Source organism: Nostoc sp. DSM 114167 (assembly GCF_052692655.1).
Window position 1 is genome coordinate 54,748 of the sequence record NZ_CP195116.1, and the last position, 25,397, is coordinate 80,144.

At 41.8% G+C, this 25,397-nt stretch carries 17 protein-coding genes; 15 read left to right on the forward strand and 2 right to left on the reverse strand.

Going from position 1 to position 25,397, the window contains the following annotated elements; genetic code table 11:
• Both NSTC731_RS00325 and NSTC731_RS00330 read right to left on the reverse strand, forming a co-directional pair.
• On the reverse strand, nt 1-870 hold the full coding sequence (locus NSTC731_RS00325; RefSeq protein WP_445629103.1) for a response regulator transcription factor: 870 nt from the start codon (nt 868-870) through the stop codon (nt 1-3).
• Between the two features lie 124 nt (nt 871-994).
• Complete coding sequence (locus tag NSTC731_RS00330) at nt 995-2,974, reverse strand: scytonemin biosynthesis sensor histidine kinase (protein WP_445629104.1); 1,980 nt, start codon at nt 2,972-2,974, stop codon at nt 995-997.
• 1,682 nt (nt 2,975-4,656) lie between these two features.
• Here NSTC731_RS00330 and scyA point away from each other — a divergent pair.
• The 15 genes from scyA (at nt 4,657) to trpB (ending at nt 25,391) form a co-directional block, all read left to right on the forward strand.
• Nucleotides 4,657-6,534, forward strand: a complete 1,878-nt coding sequence (gene scyA / locus NSTC731_RS00335; protein WP_445629105.1) for a scytonemin biosynthesis protein ScyA — start codon at nt 4,657-4,659, stop codon at nt 6,532-6,534.
• Nucleotides 6,535-6,843: 309 nt separating this feature from the next.
• A complete protein-coding gene (scyB, locus tag NSTC731_RS00340; protein ID WP_445629106.1) occupies nt 6,844-7,905 on the forward strand; it encodes a tryptophan dehydrogenase ScyB in 1,062 nt (353 codons plus the stop codon).
• 25 nt (nt 7,906-7,930) lie between these two features.
• Nucleotides 7,931-8,902, forward strand: coding sequence for a scytonemin biosynthesis cyclase/decarboxylase ScyC (gene scyC, locus NSTC731_RS00345; RefSeq protein ID WP_445629107.1), 972 nt, complete (start codon nt 7,931-7,933; stop codon nt 8,900-8,902).
• A 56-nt stretch (nt 8,903-8,958) separates the two neighbouring features.
• Complete coding sequence (locus NSTC731_RS00350; protein WP_445629108.1) at nt 8,959-10,218, forward strand: ScyD/ScyE family protein; 1,260 nt, start codon at nt 8,959-8,961, stop codon at nt 10,216-10,218.
• 127 nt (nt 10,219-10,345) lie between these two features.
• Nucleotides 10,346-11,725 carry a ScyD/ScyE family protein gene (locus NSTC731_RS00355; RefSeq protein ID WP_445629109.1) on the forward strand — a complete coding sequence of 460 codons (1,380 nt, stop codon included), beginning with the start codon at nt 10,346-10,348 and terminating at the stop codon, nt 11,723-11,725.
• A gap of 171 nt (nt 11,726-11,896) precedes the next feature.
• Nucleotides 11,897-13,093 (forward strand): scytonemin biosynthesis PEP-CTERM protein ScyF, encoded by a 1,197-nt coding sequence (gene scyF, locus NSTC731_RS00360; RefSeq protein ID WP_445629110.1) that lies wholly within the window; start codon nt 11,897-11,899, stop codon nt 13,091-13,093.
• 220 nt (nt 13,094-13,313) lie between these two features.
• Nucleotides 13,314-14,666 (forward strand): glycosyltransferase family 4 protein, encoded by a 1,353-nt coding sequence (locus tag NSTC731_RS00365; RefSeq protein WP_445629111.1) that lies wholly within the window; start codon nt 13,314-13,316, stop codon nt 14,664-14,666.
• A gap of 89 nt (nt 14,667-14,755) precedes the next feature.
• A complete protein-coding gene (tyrA, locus tag NSTC731_RS00370) occupies nt 14,756-15,835 on the forward strand; it encodes a bifunctional chorismate mutase/prephenate dehydrogenase (RefSeq protein WP_445629112.1) in 1,080 nt (359 codons plus the stop codon).
• 12 nt (nt 15,836-15,847) lie between these two features.
• Nucleotides 15,848-16,492, forward strand: a complete 645-nt coding sequence (locus tag NSTC731_RS00375) for a DsbA family oxidoreductase (RefSeq protein WP_445629113.1) — start codon at nt 15,848-15,850, stop codon at nt 16,490-16,492.
• Nucleotides 16,489-17,685 (forward strand): 3-dehydroquinate synthase, encoded by a 1,197-nt coding sequence (locus NSTC731_RS00380; protein WP_445629114.1) that lies wholly within the window; start codon nt 16,489-16,491, stop codon nt 17,683-17,685. The genes NSTC731_RS00375 and NSTC731_RS00380 overlap by 4 nt, the downstream gene beginning before the upstream one ends.
• A 421-nt stretch (nt 17,686-18,106) precedes the next feature.
• Entirely contained in the window at nt 18,107-20,311 is a 2,205-nt protein-coding gene (locus NSTC731_RS00385) for an anthranilate synthase (protein WP_445629115.1), read from the forward strand.
• Nucleotides 20,312-20,518: 207 nt separating this feature from the next.
• The gene (trpC, locus tag NSTC731_RS00390) at nt 20,519-21,349 is read left to right on the forward strand and encodes an indole-3-glycerol phosphate synthase TrpC (RefSeq protein WP_445629116.1); all 831 of its coding nucleotides are present in this window, start codon (nt 20,519-20,521) and stop codon (nt 21,347-21,349) included.
• A 370-nt stretch (nt 21,350-21,719) separates the two neighbouring features.
• Complete coding sequence (trpA, locus tag NSTC731_RS00395; RefSeq protein ID WP_445629117.1) at nt 21,720-22,553, forward strand: tryptophan synthase subunit alpha; 834 nt, start codon at nt 21,720-21,722, stop codon at nt 22,551-22,553.
• A gap of 222 nt (nt 22,554-22,775) precedes the next feature.
• Complete coding sequence (locus NSTC731_RS00400) at nt 22,776-24,005, forward strand: tyrosinase family protein (RefSeq protein WP_445629118.1); 1,230 nt, start codon at nt 22,776-22,778, stop codon at nt 24,003-24,005.
• A gap of 156 nt (nt 24,006-24,161) precedes the next feature.
• Nucleotides 24,162-25,391 (forward strand): tryptophan synthase subunit beta, encoded by a 1,230-nt coding sequence (gene trpB, locus NSTC731_RS00405; RefSeq protein ID WP_445629119.1) that lies wholly within the window; start codon nt 24,162-24,164, stop codon nt 25,389-25,391.
• The last annotated feature ends 6 nt before the right edge of the window (nt 25,392-25,397 follow it).

Genomic DNA, 25,397 nt, shown 5'->3' on the forward strand with positions numbered 1-25,397 from the left:
TCACCACAGTTTCACCTGTTTTTGCGATACAAGTTGATGCTCTTTGCGCCAAGCTTGGGGAGGTAAACCGTGATGTTGGCGAAACTGACGGGAGAAATGAGACACATCTTGATAGCCTAATGCTTTCGCTATCTTTTCAACTGTGTGATTATTATTTTGGAGTAAAAAACAAGCTTCCGCCATCCGGCGTTTGACAATCCAGCAGTTTACAGTCTCTCCACTTGTCTCTTTTACTCGGTTAGTTAAGTAAGCCGATGAGTAACCAACAGCAACAGCCACATCACATAAAGTAATTCCTTGATGATAATGGGCTTCGATAAAGTCGAAAACTTCTTTTAATTGCGGAATGTTGGGAAAAATTGACTTAGGAGGAATGTTGACTTCTTTATCAGAGGCTACGGCAACATCGGCAGCGATCGCTGTAGTACGATCTGCAAATACTGATTTTGCAGCTTTATGGAATTGAATATTGCACCAGTATTGGAGAGTAGCTTGCTTTTCCAAGCGAGTAGCGATCGCTCTGAGCAATTCATCTAGTGTCGAGGGTTTGGTAAGATAATCATCTGCTCCCAATTCCATAGCTTTGCGAACATCTGCTTTAGTACTACTACCAGTCAGAAAAATGAAAGGAATAATTGCTGTCAGAGGATCTTGGCGTAGGGTATTTAAAACGCTATAACCATCCATATCAGGCATCGTGATATCGCAAATAACTAAGTCGGGTATATCCTTTTGTGCTTGTTGGATACCAACACGACCGTTTTGAGCGCCTATCATATCAAAACCTTTAGCCTCAAGACCCTTTAAATAAAGATTGCGGGTAACGCTATCATCTTCAATGACGAGAATTTTCTTTGACGATTCGTACATAACTTTCTCTTCAATCAATTTTTGCAAAAGCTAATTCTAGACTCTTTGGTGAGTATCTAAATCGACTTGTTCCGAGAGTTATGCTTGTTAAGTTAGTTAATTAACAACTATTTCATTTCAACACTCATAACTCGGAACAGGTCAACTCTGATTTGATTAATGGCAGCACTACAGTAAACGTAGTGCCGACATCAACTTCACTTTCTACAGAAACTTGACCATGATGTAAATCCACAAGGGTTTTAAGAATCGATAGTCCTAGTCCAGTACCAGGTATATGATCGATATTACTACCACGGTAAAATGGCTCAAATATTCGTTGTCGATCTACTACTGAAATACCGATCCCCCTATCTTTTACTTGGAAAATTATTTTTTCATTTTGGCAAGATAGTTCTAAATTAATTGCCGGATTCGAGGGAGAATACTTAATGGCGTTATCAAGCAAGTTCTTCAAAATCGGCTCTAGCAATTTTTTATCTATATAAGCTGTTAGAGTTTTCTCTTGACTGACAAAATTGATTGTTTGTTGGCTAACAATCATCTGCATTTGTGCAACTAAATCCTGACAAAACTGAACTAACTCAAGCGGTTTTGGTTCAAAGTTTAATTTTGCTGATTCTGCTTTGGAGAAGAACAAAATATCATCCAACATCAGGCTCAATTGTTCGGTGGCTTTTTGAATGTGATCGAGTAATGGTTGGATTTTCTTCTGTGTACGTTTGTCTACTTCTTCTTTAAGTAAACTATTAGAAAATGAAACAATATTTAGTGGAGTTCGGAATTGATGGCAAACCATAGCAAGAAAACGCGCTCTAAGTTCGCTAAGTTGTTTGGCTTGTTCTAAAGCTTGATTAAGCCCTAATTCTGCATATTTGTAATCGGTAATATCGATACCTGCAATCAGTTCGACTGGTTTTCCTCCAAAATCTAGCCCTCCATCAAGCTTGGCAACTGCACAAGCTAGCCAGCGCTCCGTGCCGTTTTTTGTTAAGATATTCATCTCCTGGTATTCAAAGTTAGCGGCTTCATCCGGGTTACGTACTTGCCTGCGTTTTTTGCTCTTAATCAATTGCCGAAGATCGAAACCCGTTAGCAGTTCTTCTTTTGTATAGCCAGTGAGTTGTTCTACTGCCGGATTTACATAGCAAAGCCGCGTACCTTGAATCAAAAAAGTGCCGGCATCTGTCGTTTCGGCTAAAGTCCGAAATCTAGTTGCGTTCAGTCGTAATGCTTCTTCAGTCTGTTTTGATTCAGTAATATCCCAAATACTCCACACTCTCCCAATAATTTTACCCTCAAGTAATTGAGGTTTAGAATAGTGTGCAAAAACTCTTCCATCTTTTAACTCTAGAATGTCGTAGCTCTCGAAATCAGATTGGCTAGACACTTCCCAAATCAGCCGACTAAAGGCTTGTGGATCTTTAAGTTGGTTCTCAAAAAATGCTTTGCATCGAGGACATTTCTTAGATAATATTAGGGACTCGGGGATCTGCCACATCTCCACAAATTTCTCATTCAAGCTGAGAATATCTCCCTCAAAGTTAACTGCAACAATCCCAATGGCAGTAGACTCAAGAGTAGAACGAAGTAAAGAAAGAGATGTTTCTAGTTCTACTTCTTTGTCTTTGAGTTGAAAAAATTCTTGTTGCAAATTATCTTTAGCATCTCTTAATTCATCAGTCCACTTTTGCACGCTCAATTCTACTATTTCATCAGTTTTTTCACGAGCAAAGGCACAGCCAAATTCCATATCTTGGTGTTTTACATAGTTCATCGATATTTCTACCAGAAATATCCGACCTTTTTTTGTCCGATAGCGAGATTTAAAGGTAAGGGAACCCTGTGAGCTAATATCTGACCAATTGTGCAGAGCAAAATCTACATCTATATCATGCAGACTCATAGAAAGTAATTCCTCACGGGAATACTCAGTCATCAGACAAGTGGCATCGTTGACGTAAAGAAACTGCGCGTTTGCTCCTAAACAGAAGGCAGCATCTACAGCGTGATTTATTAGAAAGTGAGCAAACTTCATCTCTATTTCTGGTTGTAATGCCCATTGATTGTTCGATCTAGCTAATGTATATTCGCCAGAATTCATATTCTTACTTCCTCCTGGTAATCAATTAGCACTATGCCCATTAAGGAGTTAAAAGTCATAATTTCCTAAAATCTTTGGTATACTGTCCGTTCGGCTGTTAACAAATAAAATGAGTTAATCTATAAAAAATATTATTAACTAGCTTAACAAAACTTATTGTACCAGTAACCTCTGAATTATTAAACCAAATTTCCCTAAAAAAACTAAAGATTTTAGAAAATATTATTGATGGCAACAAATTGTTATAAAATCACAGAATTCAGATAATAAAATCTAGATTAGTCAATATATATTATTAGATAAGAGTTTTAAACTCTTAATCTATAAGTAGAAAAGATATTTTTTTAAATCTAAACTAGTCCTGCATCAGAATTAACTAATAGATATCTGGTAAATATCTGGTGAAATTAATTATGCTTAATTAATAACCCTTCTAGAGATGTAGCACTGCTACGCCTCTACAAGAGTTCACCAACCTAAAATTCCTGGGTTTCCACTGGGGAAAGGTTAAAGAATCAGAATTTTTCTCCTTTAAGCTTTTCCTTACCAAGAACTTTGGCGAACTACTCGTATAGAGTCGTTTGATTTTCAACATCAATGAATTTGCAGTAGTAGGTCTGGATTAAAAGAATAAACTTCAACCGCTTAACTTATTTTCTTAATTTATCTTAACTTACCTTCTCAGGAATTTAACTATAGAAGAATATGCTTAGTCATCTGTCGTAAGAAGTACATTTGTATTTACATAACCGTATAAATTACATACTATATTGTATATTTTTTGTCAAAAATAAAGTCTGTAACCGCATATTAAGTATATAGTGCTGATTTATGTATCATCAAAAACAATTTTCAAAAAATATTTATGTCCCGAATGCTTTGTCATCTCTCAAATGAAATATAAAAAATTAAAAAATAATGTCTTTATCGTTACAAATAATTGACTCAAAGAGTTTTTGGTGGCAATATAAAGACCGCTAAATCGCCTCATGCTTAAATTCAGAGAAAAAGTTGTGTAAGTAATAAGGCAAAAGAATTGACACATACATCAAAAGATTTCCTATTGCAAATTTGATAATGTGCCGCTTCTGTGATGCCTACGCAGAATATCAGTATTTGAAGTGACTAAGTTGCAAATGTTACAATCACAAAACAAGCGAAAGAATTGACACATACATCAAAAGATTTTTCATTGCAAACTGGGTTTTTATTGTAGCGGACAGAAATTTCACTAGGTGTTGATTAATTAGATCGGTGTTATTAAAGCTACTTATATAAAGTTTTGTAAAGATTATGAGACGTAGTTAAATTAAGGTTAGTTGCTACTTTATACGCATTTATATAACTTAGTTTTTCTTTGCCAATCTATTTTAAGCACTATAGTCATCATCATAGAAGCGAAAAATTTGACACCCCCATCAAAAGATTTTTGATTGCACCACAGTCTTCATCTCCTTTATTCTTACCGTAAGAAGCACAGCCTCAATTGTTGTATGCTTTTGGTCAAAATTTTTTGGTACTGCGCTCACAAGCATCAATCAGCAGCAATCAACCATTTCTACTATCTTCCAAGCTAGGTCATAGCTGTAGTAAACAACAGAGTTGTTTGTATTAAATATTTCTAGTGCTGTGATTGTAAACTAAAAAGCCTTTGTGTAACTTTCTAAAATTACCTGAAACCAATGAGTCAAAACTATACTGGTTCAAATCCTCTCATCACCACTGAGCCATACAAGGAACTTCCAGCAAACAGATATGTCGAATCTGTGCCTGACTCCCGTCAGCTTGATGAATCGGAGAATAATGGGGGAATTCAGCCTTTTTTAAACGATGAAATTGCTCCAACACTCTCAGTTGCCGATGCGATCGCTCAAATGTTGGAAAATTTGGGAGTAAGCTACGCTTTTGGTGTCGCAGGTGGTGCAATGGCCAGCCTTTGGGGTGCGCTATCCAATAGCAGCATAGAGGTGTTGAACTTCCGCCATGAAGCCGGAGCCGCATTTGCAGCTACCGAAGCTTACTTTGCGAATAATCGCCCCACGGTAGTTTTTACCACAGCCGGGCCGGGGATCACCAACGCCCTCACCGGATTATTTGCGGCTCGTGGTGAAGGTGCAAAGGTGATTTTGTTGTCGGCTTGCACCTCCGCACCGCAGCGTGGACGTTGGGCTATTCAAGAAACCAGCACTTATACATTGCCAAGTGGAGGGATTTTTACCCCAGGAGCGTTATTTAACTATGCGATTACGATTGAATCTGCGGCTCAATTACCGCAGATTTTTCGTAAACTTGCATTAGCGATGGCGCAACCAGGGGGATTTGTGGCCCATTTGAGCATTCCCACCAGTGTGCAGACAAGTTTAGTTGAGAATATAGCTTTACCCCTGCTAGATATTACTCCGTTTGAGATGACTGCTTCCAAAGAAGCGATCGCTAAATCTGTAGAGTTATTATTATCTGGCCCCTTTGCTATCTGGGTTGGTTTCGGTGCGCGTGACGCAGCAGAAGAAATCCTTGAACTCGCAGAAAAAACCGGAGCAGCCGTTATGTGTTCGCCCCGTGGTAAAGGTATTTTCCCTGAAGATCATCCCCAGTTTGTGGGTGTTACAGGTTTAGGCGGTCATGCTTCCGTCTTAACTTATATGGAACAGCAACCTCCACTACGCACACTCGTATTAGGAACCCGTCTTGGCGAACCGACTTCTTTCTGGAGTTCGGCGCTAGTTCCAAAAGGAGGTTTTGTCCATGTTGATATTGATCCAGAAGTTCCAGGTGTAGCCTATCCCCACGTTGAAACTTTCGGAGTTCGCTCTGAGATCAAAGCTTTTGTGAAAGAGTTGTTGCAGCAATTGCCGGATGCTTCTGATTCCACAATGTCGCTACCTCGTCCAGAACACAAAGCAATTGAACCTGCTACAGAGGTAGATTATCCAGTGCGGCCAGAAGTCTTGATGGCAGCAATTCAAAAGATCGTTGTTGAAGATAGCGATGCCGTAGTCATGGCGGAGTGTGGTAACTCGTTTACTTGGTCAACTCATCTACTGCAATTTGCCGAAGCCAATCGTTACCGAGTCAGCACCGGAGTCGGCGCAATGGGTCACGCCGTCACCGGAGTATTGGGTGCAGCACTGGCAAGCAAAAGCAAGGCTGTAGGAATTGTCGGCGATGGAGCAATGCTGATGAATAACGAAATCAGCACAGCAGTGAAATACAAAATTCCGGCAATCTGGATTGTACTCAACGATGCGCGTTACAACATGTGCCATCAAGGGATGAAAATCTTGGGATTAAAGGGCGCAGATGCAACAATGCCACCAACAAACTTTGCGATGATTGCTCGTGGGATGGGAGCAGAAGCGATCGTTGTGGTCAGAGAGTCGGATATTGAAGCCGCATTACAACAAGCGATCGCATCAAATGTTCCTTTTCTCATTGATGTAGTGATTGACGCCGATCGCCCAGCACCTTCTGGCGGACGTAATAAGAGTTTGGCAGCACAAGGAATTAAATCAAGTGCCGCGAAAAATCCAGCCAAGCAGGTTTCATTTCCAATGGTTTGATTTTAAAATGCAATCTCATTCAATTGTTATAGACACTAAAACACTGCATCAAGCAGAACTTACAACGCAGTTTGGATTAGTTCATTCAGGAAAAGAAAAAGAATGAGTTTAGAAGCGACAAAAACTTTATTTGAGTCAGAAACTACACTCAAAAAACTGGAATCTAAAACTTCTTTTTTTAAACCTTAAGTCTTTTCCTTTACTTCATCTAATCTTAATGTTCCGAGAGTAGTTTTGTGTCTATATATTTACATTTTGTAATGCTTATTACTTTCTCTAAACAATTCCAACCAATACTAAGAGGACAAGATGCTGCTATTTGAAACGGTTAGAGAAATGGGTCACGAACAAGTTCTCTTTTGTCATGGTAAAAATCCAGAAATTAAGGCAATTATTGCTATCCATGACACCAGCTTGGGCCCAGCGATGGGAGCTACAAGACTCATGCCTTATATTAACGAAGAAGCTGCTTTAAAAGATGCACTTCGGCTGAGTCGAGGAATGACTTATAAAGCTGCTTGTGCCAATATTCCTGCTGGTGGAGGAAAAGCAGTAATTATTGCTAATCCTGAAAATAAGACCGACGATCTGTTGAGAGCTTATGGACGTTTTGTTGATAGTTTGAATGGGCGTTTTATTACCGGACAAGATGTCAATATTACTCCTGACGATGTGCGAACAATTAATCAAGAAACAAAATATGTTGTTGGGGTATCAGAAAAATCTGGTGGGCCTGCTCCCATAACATCACTAGGAGTTTTTCTCGGAATTAAAGCCGCTGTAGAATCTCGTTGGCAGAGCAAAAGACTTGATGGGATGAAAGTTGCAGTTCAAGGCTTAGGAAATGTCGGTAAAAATCTCTGTCGTCACTTACATGAGCATGATGTCCAGCTTTTTGTTAGCGATGTAGATCCAGCAAAAGCAGAAGAAGTAAAACGGCTTTTTGGCGCAACTATTGTAGAGCCATCGGAAATTTACTCGCTTGATGTAGATATCTTTTCTCCTTGTGCTTTGGGAGGAATTCTTAATAGTCATACAATTCCTTTTCTGCAAGCTTCGATTATTGCTGGTGCAGCTAATAATCAATTGGATAATGAACAATTACATAGTCAAATGCTTGCCAAGAAAGGGATACTTTACAGCCCTGATTATGTAATCAATGCTGGAGGATTAATTAATGTTTACAACGAAATGATTGGTTATGACGAAGAAAAAGCTTTCAAGCAAGTGCATAACATTTATGACACGCTATTAGCAATTTTTGAGATTGCCAAAGAGCAAGGAGTTACTACTAACGATGCTGCCAGACGATTAGCAGAAGACCGAATAAACAATAGTAAGCAGAGCAAAACTACAGCGATCGCAGCTTAATTATTATTATTTTAAGGAGTGAACAATGGAAAAAAATACCTTTGCTACATCAGCATATATTGCTACTTCTCCAGAAAGCGCTTTTGAGTATCTTTGTAGTTTAAAAAACTTGGATGAATGGACGCTTTATAGCCGGATGAAAGAGCAAATTGACGAAGATACTTGGCTCGGATCTGCATCTGGTTATCATAAAAATCTCTATTATCACGTTAAAAAATTAGAAAATCCACTTTTCTACGGCATTGAGTGGCACTGTGGATTAGAGTATCAGAAATATTTTCAGGTTTATCCTGTCTTGCTATTTCCCACCGACTACATAGAGCCGGGAACAGATGAAAAAGGTGTGTATTTTCACTGGTTGAGCTTTGTCGATCCCAAACGGCAGACTCAGATGATTATGCAGGGAATCCACACAGTACACACTTCTGAATGTCGTTCTCTCAAAGGTAATTTGGAACGTAAAGCTGGTCTGACCTCGGCAGCTAAAGGAAGTCACTTTATCGATACAGACACCATCTATGTTGATGCCCCAATTGAAATCGGTATTGAATACTTAAAAGACCTAAACAATATAGATGAATGGGCACATTTACTACGCCCAAATGGTGAGATTGGTCTTGATTCAGGAGAATTTAAAGATGAATATGACCAAAAGGTAAAAGTGTCTGTACGAGTTCATTCTTTGAGTAAATACTACTTACTTGAACAAGAACATTTTTATCCAGACTACGAATATTATCAGCGTTCTGTAGCGTTACTGATTCCAACCGCTTACGCTTTTGCTGACCCCGAAGCTTCTGGTTTTATTCTGCATCGAATCACATTCTGGAAAACAGATGGAACTGTCACCCACGGCAAACTTCAAATTGAAGACTTTGGCGCTGAGAGCATGAACATCAAACGTTTACTCGAAGCCAAAGCTGGCAACCTCAAATCATTTGACCGAGGAATGAGCTATCTACCAAAAACTCAAGAGGAGCTAGTCATTAGTCATTAGTCATTGGTCATTGGTCAAATAACAAATGACGAATGACGAATGACAAAGAACAAAATATGAAACTAAACCCACTTACCATTACTATCTTCACCTTTTGTGTTGCCGCTTTTTCAGGAATGAAAGCTGCCTCAGCTGCATCCTTTTCAGTAATTGCTGACGGTCTATATAATGCCGGAGGACTAAGCTTTAGCCCTGATGGTAATCTCTATGTTACAGAAGCGGGAATCGGAGGAAGTGGCGCTTGTGTCCCACCGTCAAGCGGTCAAGGTGACTCTTTATGCTATGGCACAAGTGGGGCAGTTACCAAAATTGAGAATGGTAAGACTGAGCGGATACTTACAGGACTTCCTTCTATAGCATTACCAGATGGTACTGGAGCCGGTGGCCCTCGTGATATCCAATTCGATCCAAAAGGTAAACCTTATGTTCTGATTGGGTATGGGGCGAATCCAACCTTTCGCGATCGCAATTTAGGTGACACTGACCTCGGTAAAATCATTGCTCCCGACTTTAATACCAATTCCTGGACGAGTGTTGCAGATTTAGCTAACTATGAACTCGCCAATAATCCCGATGGTGGTGATGTCGGTAGCAATCCCTTGGGCTTTGTCATCGATGGCAATAAGTTAGTTGCAGTTGATGCAGGTGCAAATGACTTACTCAGTGTTAATACTAGTGGTAGTAACTTGCAAACTATTACTACCTTTCCTGAAGACATATTAACTAATCCCGTCTTTCCACCTTCTGATACCCCATCCAATGAACCTGCACAGGTTCCATCTCAAGGGGAAGTGGGGCGATCGCAGTTTGCAACTCAAGCAGTACCTTCAAGTGTAGCAAAAGGGCCTGATGGTGCTTATTACATCAGCCAATTTACTGGTTTCCCTTTCCCCGAAGGTGGCGCAAAAATCTATCGAGTCGGTGCTGATGGGAAATCATCAGTCTTCGCCGATGGTTTTACCCAACTTACAGACTTGCAATTCGATCCTGCGGGCAATTTGTATGCTTTGCAGTACGCCAATCAGTCAGCCTGGAAGGGTAATTTTGATGGTTCTGTAATCAAAATAGCTCCCGATGGCACACGCACAACTCTTCTGAGTGGCAATGGATTAGAGTCGCCTAGTGCCCTGACTATTGGTGCTGATGGTGCAGTATACGTCACCAACCGAGGCGATCGCCCAGGATTTGGACAAGTTCTCAGAATTGAGGATACCAAGTCTATTCCTGAACCTGATTCTGCTTTAGGTGTATTAGCGATCGCAGCCTTGGGCATTGCTTGGTTGCACAAGAAAAAAGAGCTACCAAACCTCCCATAAATAGAGTCGTGGCGCTCAAATAAAGAGTTTCAAACCAATCTTGCGTTCCTCAAAGACTGCAATTCGTTGTCTTTAAAACCATAAAAGTTTCCCCAAACAAATTATTTAACTCTCAATCTCCAAAGGTATGAAACTCAAGTCATTTGCTCTTACATCTCTTACATTTTGTTTTACTGCTATTTGTGGAACACTATCTGCACAAGCTGCAACGCTAACGACTGTTGTCGATGGAATCAGTAATGCACGGGGTGCTAGCTTTGGCCCTGACGGCAGTCTTTACGTAGCAGAGCCAGGTATCGGCGGCAACGGAAATTGTCAACCATCTCCGAGTACCCTGTTTCAGCCTATCTGTGCTGGTAATACTAGTTCACTGGTCAAAGTTTCACCAAACGGCACAAAACAGCGTTTATTTAATAACTTTCAGTCTTTAGCAGAGCAACCCACTGGCAATCAAGGCGCTGGTATTGAAGACATACAATTCGATTCTAAAGGGAATGCTTATCTGCTGACAGGGTTTGCCGGTTATCCAGGAAACCGCGATCTAGCAACACTTAACCTTGGTTCTAAATCCCCACTCCCACCACAGCAACTTGCAACTTTCCCGCCATCAACACCCGATAAAGTTTTGAATACGCCGCTTCTAGCACAACTCTATAAAGCTGACCTGACGACGGGATCTCTCAGCAGTATTTTTGACTTTGCCAAGAATGAAATCACCAAAAATCCAGACAAAGGGGATGTAGTTACCAATCCCTATGACCTGGCTGTTAATGGCGATAATGCTTATGTGGTTGATGGTGGCGGGAACACTGCTTACAAAATCAAGCTTGATGGAAGCAAGTCAGAGGCGATCGCAATTCCTAAAAATATTATTAGTAAGTCAGATTTGCCACCAGGATTACAATTACCTCCTGGGCTATTAGAGGAGCTTCCAGGAGGAAAAATCGCAATTCAATCAGTACCTACAGGTGGCGCAATTGGTCCCGATGGAGCTTTATACGTTGGCGAATATACGGGTTTTCCTTATCCACAAGGTAAATCACGGATTTTCCGCATTGGCGAAGATCAAAAACCAGAAGTTTTTCTCGATGGTTTTACGCACATCACCGACCTCACCTTCGATCAAAAAGGCGATTTGCTTGTCTTACAGTTCAGCGACAAGTCCCAGTTAGGGGGTGACATCACAAATCTACCTGGATCTCTGATCCAAGTTGCTCCTGACGGCACTCGCACAACGCTTGTTGCAGCAGGTCAAGGGCTAGATTCAGCTGATGGAATTGATATTGGCCCTGATGGCAAGATTTATATTACCAATCGCGGTGTCGGCCCAGGACGAGGGGAGGTTGTTCGGGTAGATGGTGTCGCTGTCGAAAAAGTCCCCGAACCTGGTTCAGTAGTCGGCTTACTCGCACTTGCTAGTGTAGGCGCAACTGCTGCTTACGCCAAGCGCAAACGCCAACGCCAAGAAAAGTTGGGTGAATTGCTAACCGAAGCAGAGACTGTCTAATCCCTCTTTACCTGACACCAGCTAAAGCTTACAGAATAGGCTGCTGCCCAAAAGAGAAAGTTGCATTTCCAATAAGAGGCAGCAGCCCAAATTTCAAGGTTCCCAAACTAGGACGGGGAACAAAATTAGTCTAGGAAAGAGTATACCTTATACAACCAGGACTTAAAACTCATGGGATTAGTCAAAAATTTGTCAATTGGCATTCTCGGTACTGGATTGATGGTCTTGGCAACAGCAGCCCAAGCCAAAGCTGTAACATTAACTTACGACAGAAGTATCGGCAGTCCTGGCTTCGGTCCAGGGCAGCTTTTTGTTCCCCAAGGGATAACGGTAGATGATTCGGGGAATACCTACATAGCTAACGGACGCGGTGTTAACCCGGATGGTACTCCTAACTACAACCTCGGCGACAAAATTGAAAAATTTAGTCCAAGCGGTCAGTATATTGGAGCAATTGGCTCCGGCGGCACAGGGCCGGGACAGTTTGACGAGCCAACAACTGTAGATTTTAATCCCGTAACAGGGGATTTGTATGCAGGTGATGTTTACAACAACCGCATCAATCAATTCGATTCTCAGGGTAACTTTATTAGATCCTTTGCAAATGGAGAATTTACCGATCTCATACCAGGTAGGCTTTTCTTTGGACCATCTGGTGTAACATTTGACAAGACTGGCAACGTTTACGTAGGTGATTTTAACGGCGAAAGAATCCTTAAATTTACACCTGACGGAAAGCAAATTGGTGTCATTGGCGGCACTCTGGGCACTGCACTAGGAGAAACTCAAGGTGTAGCAGGTATAAGAATTTCCCCAGTCAGTGGAAATATCTTTCTAGCTGACCAGTATAACAACCGCGTTCAAGTACTCGATCCAAATGGTAAACCTCTGTACGCATTTGGTTCAGCAGGTAGCGGCCCTGGACAGCTTCTTCAGCCAATTGGCATCGAAGTGGACGACCAAGAGAATGTTTATGTAGCTGATTCTATCAACAGCCGCGTTCAGGTATTTGATAAAAACGGTAAGTTCTTGACTTCCTACGGTGAAAATGCCCGCGATGCATCAGGTAATCCTGTACCGCCTCCAGCATTAACTGGCCCTCCTTTTGGCAACCCCCTCGACCTCACACCAGGCAGATTTAACTGGACGGGTGGCACAACCCTCAAAGATGGCAAGCTGTATGTGGGCGATTTCTTCCAAGGTCGCGTCCAAGTGCTAAACGTAGAAGGCAGAAGGCAAGTACCAGAACCTAGTTCAGCATTGGGTTTAGCATTGCTCGGACTTGGGGCTGCTACCGTCACATTGCGAAAACGCGCGCAACAAAAGCCAGTCTTCAGTTTAGAGAAGACGTTGCAAAAACAGTGCTGAATTCTCATGATTGAGTAGCAGTAAAGTGACCGAATTCGAGTTCAGAGGCTGAAGTGAATTAAATAAAATCTAAAACTTCTGTTTCGTGGGGTGCGTTATGCCCTTGGGTAACACACCTTACGAAAATTTCAGGTCATTAAATCTGGAATAAGGGAGATAAAAACTGTAAACACTAAATAAAGCCAAGATTATCAAGGTGCTTTTAGCACATTAACGGTTAATGCACATTCTGATTTATTCATACAACTATCATCCAGAACCAATTGGTATTGCACCTTTGATGACTGAACTAGCAGAAGGGCTGGTGAAGCGAGGGCATCAAGTGCGGGTAATCACAGGTATGCCTAACTATCCTCAGCGTCAGATTTACGATCGCTATCGGGGTAAGTTATACGTTACTGAAGAGAAAAATGGTGTCACTATTCAACGTAGTTATCTGCGGATTAAGTCTAAACCTAACCTGATAGATCGGCTACTGCTAGAGTTGAGCTTTATTTTTACAAGTTTGCCACAAGCTCTCAAGGGCGAACGACCTGATGTAATTATTTTAACAGTGCCGCCGTTACTCGTTTGCTTACCTGCAACTTTAATAGCTTGGTTATACAACTGTCCAGTAGTGCTGAATGTACAAGATATCCTCCCAGAAGCTGCTGTGCGTGTTGGGCTAATTAAGAATAAGTTGATGATTCAAGCTCTGGAAGCTTTAGAAAAATTTGCCTACCGAACTGCACATACCATTAGCGTGATTGCCGATGGTTTTGTAGATAATTTAATACATAAAGGTGTACCTGCTAATAAAATTGCCTGTATTCCCAATTGGGTAAATCTAAATTTTATCCGCCCTTTACCGAAGGAGAATAACTCCTGGAGAGCTTCCCATCAACTTGATGATAAATTTGTAGTGCTTTATTCAGGTAATATTGCTCTGACGCAAGGTTTAGAGACAGTAATAGAAGCAGCATCTCGGTTGCGTCATATTAATGATATTGTCTTTGTCGTAGCCGGTGAATCCCAAGCTCTCGAAAGGTTACAAAAACATTGTTTTGCTTGTGGAGCAGATAACGTTTTGCTGCTACCATTGCAACCGCGAGAAAAACTACCACAAATGTTAGCAGCTGCTGATGTTGGGTTGATTGTGCAAAAGAGCAATGTGATTTCTTTCAATATGCCTTCTAAAATACCACTGTTGTTAGCCAGTGGTCGCCCAATTGTCGGTTCAGTTCCCGCCACTGGTACTGCTGCCAAAGCTATCAAAGAAAGCGGCGGCGGCGTTATCGTTGAGCCTGAGTCAGCAGATGCTTTAGCTGCTGCGGTATTAGATTTATATAATCAGCCGGAACTAGCAGCAAAATTAGGGCGTGAAGGAAGAAAGTTTGCCGTAGAAAACTACTCCTTTGAGCAAGCGCTAGATCGGTATGAAGAGTTATTTGATGATGCGATCGCCAAAAGAACAACAACTTTGGATATATTGCCCGAATTAAGTTCTAAAGAATCACTTGTTGAGCAAGAGCTTTTGCTAGATACCTTGCCCCTTGTGCGCGTGGTATCTCAAAGACTAATAACAAATGACTAATACTTCTCTACGAGAGGCTGCACTTCGACTTCGCTCAGTGACCACGCCAACGGCTTCGCTCAGTACAAGTGACAAATGACAAATGACTAATGACAAATTCAGATCGACTGAAAAAAACTGACCAAAGGTTGATCGCCTTATTGAGCGATCGCATATCATTATTAGCAGCATCAGAACAGCCTTCTCTAGATGAACAACTGGCTGATGTTGCTCCTTTACTTGCCCAAGCTGGTATTCCTGAGTCTGTTTGGGCAGGTGTGCTGAAGAGTTGCCATGCTACTTTAATTCCTAAATATACAACAAATCATGTCACTCCCCGAAAAATTACCATCATCGGTGGACGCGGCAGGATGGGAAAATTATTTAAAGAGCAGCTTTCGCTTGTAGGTAATAATGTTAGCGTCCTCGAATCTGAGGATTGGGAATATGCAGATAAACTATTAAATCAGGCAGAATTAGTTTTAGTCAGCGTTCCCATTGAACATACAGTTGATGTTATCAAGCGTGCAGCTAAATACCTCGCCCCAACTACCGCTTTGTGTGACATCACGAGCATAAAAACTCAGCCAACTCAAGCAATGCTCGAACACCATTCTGGCCCAGTCATGGGTTTACACCCAATGTTTGGCCCAAATATCAAATCGTTTTTTGGACAAAAAGTAGTAGTGTGTCCGGGTCGAAACGATGATTCATTTCAATGGTTTTTAGACTTTATTAAAAGCCAAGGTGGAGAGTTAATTGTTTGCACACCTGAAGAACACGATCGCATGATGACGATCGTTCAAGCAACGCAACATTTCTGTAGATTTAGTCTTGGCATTTTCTTAGCACAAGTAAAAATCGATATACAGCAGAGTCTAACAATGTCAACTCCTAACTACCGTCAAGAAATTGACATTGTTAAACGTTTGTTTTCCCAAAACCCTCACTTATGTGTGGATATTATGCTCGCTACAGAAGAAAGGTGTGATGCAATTAGCTTTTTAGCTGATACTTATAGCCGTTTGGCGAAACTAGTAGCAAACAAAGACAGAGAGGCATTAATTCAAGAATTTGAAAAGGCTCAAAGTTTTTTTGAAGATAAAATCAACACTTTTATCCAGCCTTTAAATACAATGGCTATCCCACGAGATTTTCAACCACAAATACACACAAATATTAGCATTTAAATCAACAAAAATATGCTGATAGACATATTTCACGATACTGTTTGTCCTTGGTGCAGAATTGGGAAAAAACATCTGTTTGATGCACTGGCACAACAGCAAGAACAAGAAGTATATATTCGCTGGCATCCTTTTCTTTTGGACAATACTGTTCCTGCGGAGGGATACGAATTTCGCAGCTTTATGCAAAATAGAAAAGGGATGAAAGCGGCAGAAATACAACAGATATTTGATAGTACGCAACGCGCAGGTGAAGCGGCTGGAGTTAAGTTAGATTTTGATAAAATCCGTTTGGCTGTCAATACTAAGCTTTCTCATCAACTGATTGCACTTGCACCCACAAACGTAAAAAACGATGTCGTCGAAGCTATTTATCAAGCTTATTTTGAAGACGGTTTGAACATTGGAAATATTGACGTTATTGTTGCCATCGGTACAGCGTATCAGATGAATGCTAGCAAATTAAAGTTGCAATTAAACGATCGCGCGGTGAGTGATGCAGTGATTGCTGAATCAACATTTGCTCGGTTAAATGGCATCAACAGCGTGCCGTTCTTCGTTATCAATGACAAAGTTAAGGTAAATGGTTCTCACTCGGTAGAGGTGTTCCTAGAAACTTTGAATCGTGCTGCACTTTTAGATATACCTGCAAAAATATGATAGTTGACATCAAGCAAAAAAGTAGATTAATTCATCAACGTGTTTCGGTTACTTTTAACTACGAAGTTTACTTCACCCAAAATTTATTTGAGTTAAAAAATCCTACCTTAGCCCAAGTGATTGGTGCGGATGAGGAAACAAAGCCGAAGAAAATAGTTGCAGTGGTAGACGCAGGAATATTAAAGTCTCAACCTGAATTGGTGAAGCAATTAGTCACGTATACCAAGTTTTATGCAGAGGTACTAGCGATCGCAGCCGAACCGATGATAATTTCGGGGGGAGAAGCTGCTAAAAACGATCGCACTTTACTAGAGCAAATCCAGCAACAGATTGAAGCCGCCGGATTATGTCGCCACTCTTACGTATTAGCGATCGGCGGCGGGGCGGTATTGGATTTAGTAGGATATGCAGCCGCAACTGCTCACCGGGGAATTCGTCTAATTAGGGTTCCAACAACGGTGTTAGCGCAAAATGATTCTGGGGTTGGCGTCAAAAACGGCATTAATGCCTTTGGTAAAAAGAACTTTCTCGGCACATTTGCGCCACCTTATGCAGTTATCAATGACTCTGCCTTTTTGACAACTCTAGACGATCGCGATTGGCGTTCTGGAATCGCAGAAGCAGTCAAAGTGGCGCTGATTAAGGATGCTAGCTTTTTTGATTTTATCCACTCTCACACCGCAGCTTTGAGGCGGCGAGATATGGATACTATGCAACAAGTTATTTATCGTTGCGCTCAGTTGCATTTAGAACATATCGCCAATGGCGGCGATCCTTTTGAGATGGGTTCGTCTCGTCCCCTAGATTTTGGACATTGGGCGGCTCACAAACTGGAGCATTTGACAAATTATCGCTTGCGTCATGGCGAAGCCGTTGCGATCGGTATTGCTTTGGATAGCACTTATTCTTATTTAGCAGGATTGCTGGATTGTTCGGAGTGGCAAAGGATATTAAATACTTTATCGGCGTTGGGTTTCACGTTGTATGTGCCCGAATTGGCTGATAAATTATCACAATTGGAAGATCCTAATTGTTTGTTTCGGGGTTTGACTGAATTCCGCGAACATTTAGGAGGAGAGTTAACTTTGACGCTGTTAAAAGGGATTGGAAAAAGAATTGAGGTTCATGAGGTGAATTTGTTGTTGTATCGGCAAGCTATATCGCTGTTGCGGGAAGTGAGGGGGGAATTTTAAATGTAGAGGAATGCTGAGGGAAGCGCATAGGCGCTTCTCTACCAGACGCTACGCGTAGCTTGCGTCCCGAAGGGTACGCCTTCCCATAGGGTAAGAACGCAGAGGTTTTATGAGACGATTTACTACTTTTGGGGGAGGCGGATTTTTTTAATAGGGTTGTTGGTAAATGTACTAGAAAAGCAGTATAAAAAGCGAATAAATTGACACCCAATCGAAAAATTATTCAATGTCTTATCTGCTTGATATCTAGTATTCTTAAATCAGAAGCAAAAAGTTTTTGATTACATCTTTTAAAAAAAATATGTTGACTTAGATTGATAGAAAATTATCTAAGTCTGTTCTAGGTTTGAAAATAACTACTAATAATGATTAATGGTTTTCGCTTAATGATTGACTAACAAATATTCTAGAGAAATTACTCATGGTTTTTGATTCACGTTCTTATAAAACTCTTGGCGGTGTCAGTGTTTCTCGTTCCATCACTGAAGTTAAGATGGACACTGCCCTCGATGATATTCTGTTCCATTTAAATTCTCAGCGTGGAGGGTTGCTAAGGAGTAGCTATGAATATCCAGGCAGATATAAAAGATGGGCAATCGGATTTGTCAATCCACCATTAGAGTTGACTACACAGGATAATGCTTTCACTTTGATAGCGTTGAATGAACGCGGTCAAGTACTTTTGCCATTTCTTTTAGAGCGCCTATCCCAGTCAGAACAACTTGAGAACGTCACCCAAGAAGATAACTGTATCGTAGGTTTTATTAAACATTCCGAAAAATTATTTACTGAAGAAGAACGTAGTAAACAGCCTTCATCATTTACTGTTGTTAGGGAAATTCTATACACTTTCTCTAGTCAAGAAGACGAGCATTTAGGCTTGTATGGTGCGTTTGGTTATGACTTAGTTTTTCAGTTTGAACCAATTACCCAACATCTGGAACGTCCTACAGATCAGCGCGATTTGGTGCTTTATTTGCCAGATGAATTGATTGTTGTTGACTACTATCAGCAACGGGCATTTCGTCTACAATATGATTTTAAAACAGCGCACGGCAACACTAAGAATCTTCCTAGAACAGGTGAGTCTGTAGATTATCGCGGCAAACATCTTTTACCAAATCAAACTGCTGACCATAAAGTAGGCGAATATGCGAAAAAAGTTGAGGTTGCACTCGATTATTTCCGCAGAGGCGATTTATTTGAAGTTGTTCCTAGTCAAAACTTTTTTGAAGGCTATGAAGATGAACCCAGCAAACTATTTAATACCTTAAAGGAAATAAATCCTAGTCCTTATGGGTTTATTTTTAATTTAGGCGGCGAATATCTGATTGGTGCATCTCCAGAAATGTTTGTGCGGGTTGAAGGTAGGCGCGTAGAAACTTGTCCAATTAGTGGCACTATTAGCCGGGGACAAGATGCTCTTGACGATGCGGTGCAAATTCGTCAGTTACTCAACTCCCACAAAGATGAAGCTGAGTTGACCATGTGTACTGATGTCGATCGCAATGACAAATCCCGAATCTGCGAGCCTGGTTCAGTACGAGTCATTGGTCGTCGCCAGATTGAATTATACAGCCACCTGATACATACAGTAGATCATGTTGAAGGTACACTGCGATCGCAATTTGATGCTTTAGATGCTTTTCTTTCGCATACATGGGCAGTTACAGTCACAGGCGCACCCAAAAGGGCAGCAATCGATTTTATTGAACGGCACGAAAAGAGCGCCCGACGTTGGTATGGTGGAGCAGTCGGCTATTTAAATTTCAACGGGAATTTAAATACTGGCTTAATTCTGCGGACAATTCGATTAAAAGATTGCATCGCGGAAGTGCGAGTTGGGGCTACTGTCCTTTATGACTCCATACCCCAGTCAGAAGAACAAGAAACAATTACCAAAGCTGCTGCTTTATTTGAGACAATTCGCCGTGTAAAGCAAACGAGTCAGAAAATTGATGAGTCCGGTTCTCTAAAATTAAGTAAACAGATTTCAGGTGTAAAAGCTAGCAAACGCATCTTATTAATAGACTACGAAGACTCATTTGTTCATACCCTAGCCAATTACATTCGCCAAACTGGTGCAAGCGTCACCACACTGCGTCATGGTTTCTCGGAATCGTTATTCGATACAGAACGCCCTGACTTAGTTGTATTATCTCCTGGCCCTGGTAGACCAAGTGATTTTGGAGTTTCCGAAACTGTCGGCGCCCTTCTGCATCGCCAAATTCCTATTTTCGGAGTTTGTCTAGGACTGCAAGGCATCGTTGAAGCTTTTGATGGCGAATTGGGAGTTCTCAACTACCCTCAACATGGTAAATCTTCACGAATTTTCGTCACCGATGCCAATTCTGTCACCTTCAATAACTTACCGGAATCCTTTGCAGTGGGTAGATATCACTCATTGTTTGCCCTACCGCAACATTTGCCAAAAGAACTCAAAGTAACAGCAATTTCTGATGACGACGTAATTATGGGCATTGAACATCAGACACTTCCCATCGCCGCCGTTCAGTTTCATCCAGAATCAATCATGACTTTAGGTGGAGAAGTTGGCCTGAAAATAATTAAAAATGTGGTGCGTGCATATACGCAAGTCAAAGAGTCATTAGTCATTGGTCATTAGCCTCGTTCCCATGCTCTGCGTGGGAATGCCATCCTTGAGGCTCCGCCTCCCTCATACCGAGATTAAGAGTGTTTTTAATCGTATCAGGCAGGCAGAGCCTGCACAGAATTCATTCCCAGATGGAATCTGGGAACGAGAAACAAACGAGAATAACAACAATGCGAGAATAATTACTTATTTCCCTATCTCCACTCGCCCTAGCATTTTATGACTAACCAAGTTGCCCCTTCCCGCCATATTCTTGAAGAAATTGTGTCGCATAAAAGGCAAGAAGTTGCACAAATGCAGCAAGAATTGCCTTTAGCCACCTTGCGACAACAGTTAAATACAGCCCCGACTGTGCGAAATTTCTTGACTGCTTTACAAGATAATCCCAACCAACCTAGCTTAATTGCTGAAGTAAAAAAGGCATCACCTAGCCGTGGGGTTATCCGCGCAGATTTTGAGCCAGTTGCTATTGCTCAAGCTTATGAACGAGGTGGTGCAGCTTGTTTATCAGTCCTAACTGACGAAAAGTTCTTTCAGGGCGGTTTTGATAATCTGCGAAAAGTGCGTCAACAAGTTGCATTACCTTTACTGTGCAAGGAGTTCATCATTGATCGCTATCAAATTTATTTAGCACGGACAGCAGGCGCAGATGCAGTATTGTTGATTGCAGCTATTCTATCAGATCGAGAACTCCAAGACTTTTTGCGAGTAATTCACGATTTGGGCATGACTGCGCTAGTAGAAGTCCATACCTTAGCTGAACTGGATCGAGTACTAAAGCTTGATAACCTAAGTTTAGTAGGAATCAACAATCGCAATTTAGCAGACTTTACCCTTGATTTAGGAACCACACAGCAACTTTTAGCAGAGCGCCAACAACAATTACAAAGCTTAGATATCACCGTCGTCAGCGAGTCTGGACTGTATACACCTGCTGATTTATCTCTTGTCGCTGAGGCTGGCGCGCGTGCAGTTTTGATTGGCGAGTCTTTAGTTAAACAAAGCGATGTAGAACAAGCTGTGCGTGAGATTTTGAGTGCTGAGTGCTGAGTGCTGAGTGCTGAGTGCTGAGGTAAACCTAAAAAATGAAGCTTTAATACTCGACGACGGAGTTCAAAGACTCGTTAACGGAGATAAAAGCCTCGTTCACGAGTATAAAAGACTCGTTAACGGAGATAAAAGCCTCATTCACGAGTATAAAAGACTCGTTAACGGAGATAAAAGCCTCGTTCACGAGTATAAAAGACTCGTTAACGGAGATAAAAGCCTCGTTCACGAGTATAAAAGACTCGTTAACGGAGATAAAAGCCTCATTCACGAGTATAAAAGACTCGTTAACAAAAAATTTAGCATCGGCATCGCTAATTGCTAAGTGTAAATTATTCTAAAACTATTAAACAATCATTAACTATTTTTCAGCATGACCTCTATCTCCGATTCCTTTCAAACTTTACGCGATCGCCAACAGTGTGCTTTAATCCCCTTTATCACAGCAGGCGATCCTGACTTAGAAACCACTGCCGAAGCCTTACGCATCTTAGATCGTAACGGTGCTGACTTTATCGAGTTGGGCATTCCCTACTCCGATCCTCTCGCAGATGGGCCTGTGATTCAAGCAGCAGCAACCCGCGCTTTACAAAAAGGCACGAAATTAGAGCAAGTGCTAGAGATGTTACACGTAGTCATTCCTAGTCTAAAAGCGCCGATAATTTTATTTGCTTACTACAATCCCATTTTGTACCGGGGTATTAAGACGTTTTTGGCGCAAATTGCCGTTGCTGGGGTGCAGGGATTGGTAGTACCAGATTTACCCTTAGAAGAAGCAGAAGAATTAATCAAAACTGCTGCATCTTTCGGAATTGAGGTAATTTTACTCGTCGCTCCTACCAGTTCTCAAGATAGAATTGTGGCGATCGCTCGTCAATCTCAGGGTTTTATCTATCTCGTTAGTGTTACAGGAGTTACAGGTATCCGCGCTCAAATCCAAAACCGCGTAGAGCATTTAATTACCGAGTTGCAAAGCGTCACCAATAAACCTATCGGCGTTGGTTTTGGCATCTCCGCACCAGAACAAGCACATCAAGTCATGGAATGGGGTGCAGATGCAGTGATTGTTGGCAGCGCCTTTGTCAAACGGTTAGCTGAAGGTAGCCCAACAGAAGGATTGCAAGCCGTGGAAGAATTTTGTCGAGAACTTAAAGCAGCCATCACAGAAAGTCAGCACAAAAGTCCATCTCTTCAAGAGGTGCGATAAATCCACTTGCAGACTTAGGGAGTAGGGAATTATACAGCTTTGCAGTTGAGTTCAATAGAAACCTAACCCCCAACCCCTTCCCTACAAGGTAAGGGGAGTTAAGATTCAAAGCCTCTCTCCTCTTAGGAGAGAGGTTTGGAGAGAGGTCAAAACTAAACTGTACCCAAACAAGATATCAATTATTTCTCTTTTTGCCCTTGCCCCTCTGCTTCCATTAAGATAATGAAATCCCTGCTGAAATCCTTCAAAATATTAATTTATAGCATACTTATAGTTAGCACCTGTGCTATTACAGTCTTCGCCCACGATCGCCTTGAGAAGGGACAATACAAATACCATTGGCATTATAATTTTCCAGGACAATCCGCTCACCTAGCTGTCAGAAAGAACGTAACTCACTTAACACAAAGAGAGAAAACAGCTTTCATTAAGGCTATCAAAACCTTAAAAACTGTCATACCCCCAGGTAGCAAGGTCAGTATTTACGACCAATTTGTTGCCATACATTTAGGGGCAACACGCTTGATTCATAACCATACAGGACATACCGATGGTTCCGTCCAAGAACTTGCTCATGAAAATGCCGCATTTTTCCCTTGGCATCGAGAATATATCCGCAGATTTGAACAAGCACTGCAAGCAGTAGACCCAACTGTTACTCTGCCATACTGGGATTGGACAGACGCCAAAGCACTTGATGTAATTTTTAATGATGACTTTCTTGGCTCTAACGGTCAAGGAGTAACCATCAAAATTCCCAACCAGGGAAACTTTACAGGCGGCGCTGTGCCAGGGGCTTTCTCGGCTGCAAATGGCTGGGTGATGAATCCAGCATTAAATATTGACCCAGATACGGGCAAATCTTTAGGTACATCACTTGTCCGCTTTCTAAGACTACCTCCTGCCAGTGATTATCCAGTGCCCAAAAAAGATGTTGAGCGTGCCCTTCGTCTGAATAACTATTCTCTATTTCGCGCTGCTTTGGAAGGATTTATTTCTGTAGATGAGCAGGGTAAAGTCACCCCTGGAGGATTCATCCACAATTACATTCATGGCTTAGTCGGTGGGGTACAAATAGATGCGAGTACGACACCCATAAAATTTAAGGGTTTGGGGACTATGGGCAATATCCCAAGTTCGCCCTATGACCCAGTATTTTGGTTGCATCATGCCAACGTAGACCGCCTCTGGGCTGAATGGCAAGAAAACGGTCATCAAGGTAGCGATTTTTATCCTCCCGATGGTCATAGTCAGCCTTACGGTCACAATCTTAAAGACCTAATGTGGCCTTGGGATGGTGGGATGTCTACCCCCAAAGCGACGGCGTTAGGAAATTTACTATCCCTATTACCAAATTTTAAATCTGACGATTTGGTGCGCCCTATAGACGTTTTGAATCACCAAAAACTGGGCTATACCTACGAAACCTGGGAATGGAAAACCCAAAGATGATTCCAAGTTACAGCTGTAACCACATAGGTTCGGACATTTTCAAAGCTTGAATGCTGGGAATAGTGAGACTTTTCCTCCTGCCTCCTGCCTCCTGCCTTCTGCCTCCTGCTATAGACCCAGAGTAAAAAATACTTGAACATGAAAGGATTTTAACCAATGGTAAACATACTAAACATCAATACCGCAACTGCGCAACCAGATTCTTTGGGCAGGTTTGGAAAATTCGGCGGTAAATATGTCCCGGAAACCTTAATGCCTGCATTAAGTGAATTGGAAGCGGCGTATCAACAATATCGCAGTGAGCCGAGTTTCCAAGCAGAACTGCAAAACTTAATGCGTGATTATGTCGGACGACCCAGCCCATTATATTTTGCCGAACGCTTGACAGCAAATTACGCTAGACCAGATGGCACGGGAGTGCAAATTTATTTAAAGCGCGAAGATTTAAATCATACAGGCGCTCACAAAATTAATAATGCTTTGGCTCAGGTGTTACTCGCTAAACGCATGGGTAAGCAACGGATTATTGCCGAGACAGGTGCAGGTCAACATGGCGTAGCAACTGCAACTGTGTGTGCGCGATTTGGTTTGAAATGTGTGATTTACATGGGCGTCCAGGATATGGAACGCCAAGCCCTCAACGTGTTCCGCATGAAATTAATGGGTGCAGAAGTTCGTCCAGTGGAGGCAGGTACAGGAACTCTCAAGGATGCAACTTCCGAAGCAATTCGAGATTGGGTGACGAATGTGGAAACAACCCATTACATCCTCGGTTCGGTTGCTGGGCCTCATCCCTACCCGATGATTGTCCGTGACTTCCACGCGGTAATTGGTGTAGAAACTCGCGCTCAATGCCAAGAAAAATGGGGAGGACTACCAGATATTCTACTGGCTTGCGTGGGTGGAGGTTCCAACGCGATCGGCTTATTCAATGAATTTGTCCATGAACCTTCAGTGCGCCTAATCGGAGTCGAGGCGGCGGGTGAAGGTGTAAACACAGAAAAACACGCTGCCACCTTGACAAAAGGAAAAATAGGTGTATTGCACGGTGCAATGAGCTATTTACTGCAAGATGATGATGGTCAAGTCATCGAAGCTCATTCAATTAGCGCCGGATTGGATTATCCCGGTGTTGGGCCTGAGCATAGTTATTTAAAGGATTATGGTCGGGCTGAATATTACAGTGTTACCGATAAACAAGCTTTAGATGCATTTCAGAGGCTTTCGCAATTAGAAGGAATTATTCCAGCCTTAGAAACTGCTCATGCGATCGCATATCTCGAAACCCTTTGTCCCCAGTTAACAGGCAATCTCCGCATCGTCATCAATTGTTCCGGCAGAGGTGACAAAGATGTGCAAACCGTCGCCAAAGTCCTAATTCCTTAATTTTCT

What these genes read in the sequence shown, in the direction of transcription:
- NSTC731_RS00380 (WP_445629114.1), top strand. Translation starts at nt 16,489, where the DNA reads ATGATAGTTGACATCAAGCAAAAAAGTAGATTAATTCATCAACGTGTT.
- trpB (WP_445629119.1), top strand. Translation starts at nt 24,162, where the DNA reads ATGGTAAACATACTAAACATCAATACCGCAACTGCGCAACCAGATTCT.
- NSTC731_RS00400 (WP_445629118.1), top strand. Translation starts at nt 22,776, where the DNA reads ATGAAATCCCTGCTGAAATCCTTCAAAATATTAATTTATAGCATACTT.
- NSTC731_RS00385 (WP_445629115.1), top strand. Translation starts at nt 18,107, where the DNA reads ATGGTTTTTGATTCACGTTCTTATAAAACTCTTGGCGGTGTCAGTGTT.
- NSTC731_RS00330 (WP_445629104.1), bottom strand. Translation starts at nt 2,974, where the DNA reads ATGAATTCTGGCGAATATACATTAGCTAGATCGAACAATCAATGGGCA.
- trpA (WP_445629117.1), top strand. Translation starts at nt 21,720, where the DNA reads ATGACCTCTATCTCCGATTCCTTTCAAACTTTACGCGATCGCCAACAG.
- NSTC731_RS00375 (WP_445629113.1), top strand. Translation starts at nt 15,848, where the DNA reads ATGCTGATAGACATATTTCACGATACTGTTTGTCCTTGGTGCAGAATT.
- NSTC731_RS00350 (WP_445629108.1), top strand. Translation starts at nt 8,959, where the DNA reads ATGAAACTAAACCCACTTACCATTACTATCTTCACCTTTTGTGTTGCC.
- scyC (WP_445629107.1), top strand. Translation starts at nt 7,931, where the DNA reads ATGGAAAAAAATACCTTTGCTACATCAGCATATATTGCTACTTCTCCA.
- trpC (WP_445629116.1), top strand. Translation starts at nt 20,519, where the DNA reads ATGACTAACCAAGTTGCCCCTTCCCGCCATATTCTTGAAGAAATTGTG.
- scyB (WP_445629106.1), top strand. Translation starts at nt 6,844, where the DNA reads ATGCTGCTATTTGAAACGGTTAGAGAAATGGGTCACGAACAAGTTCTC.
- scyF (WP_445629110.1), top strand. Translation starts at nt 11,897, where the DNA reads ATGGGATTAGTCAAAAATTTGTCAATTGGCATTCTCGGTACTGGATTG.
- tyrA (WP_445629112.1), top strand. Translation starts at nt 14,756, where the DNA reads ATGACAAATTCAGATCGACTGAAAAAAACTGACCAAAGGTTGATCGCC.
- NSTC731_RS00365 (WP_445629111.1), top strand. Translation starts at nt 13,314, where the DNA reads ATGCACATTCTGATTTATTCATACAACTATCATCCAGAACCAATTGGT.
- NSTC731_RS00355 (WP_445629109.1), top strand. Translation starts at nt 10,346, where the DNA reads ATGAAACTCAAGTCATTTGCTCTTACATCTCTTACATTTTGTTTTACT.
- NSTC731_RS00325 (WP_445629103.1), bottom strand. Translation starts at nt 870, where the DNA reads ATGTACGAATCGTCAAAGAAAATTCTCGTCATTGAAGATGATAGCGTT.
- scyA (WP_445629105.1), top strand. Translation starts at nt 4,657, where the DNA reads ATGAGTCAAAACTATACTGGTTCAAATCCTCTCATCACCACTGAGCCA.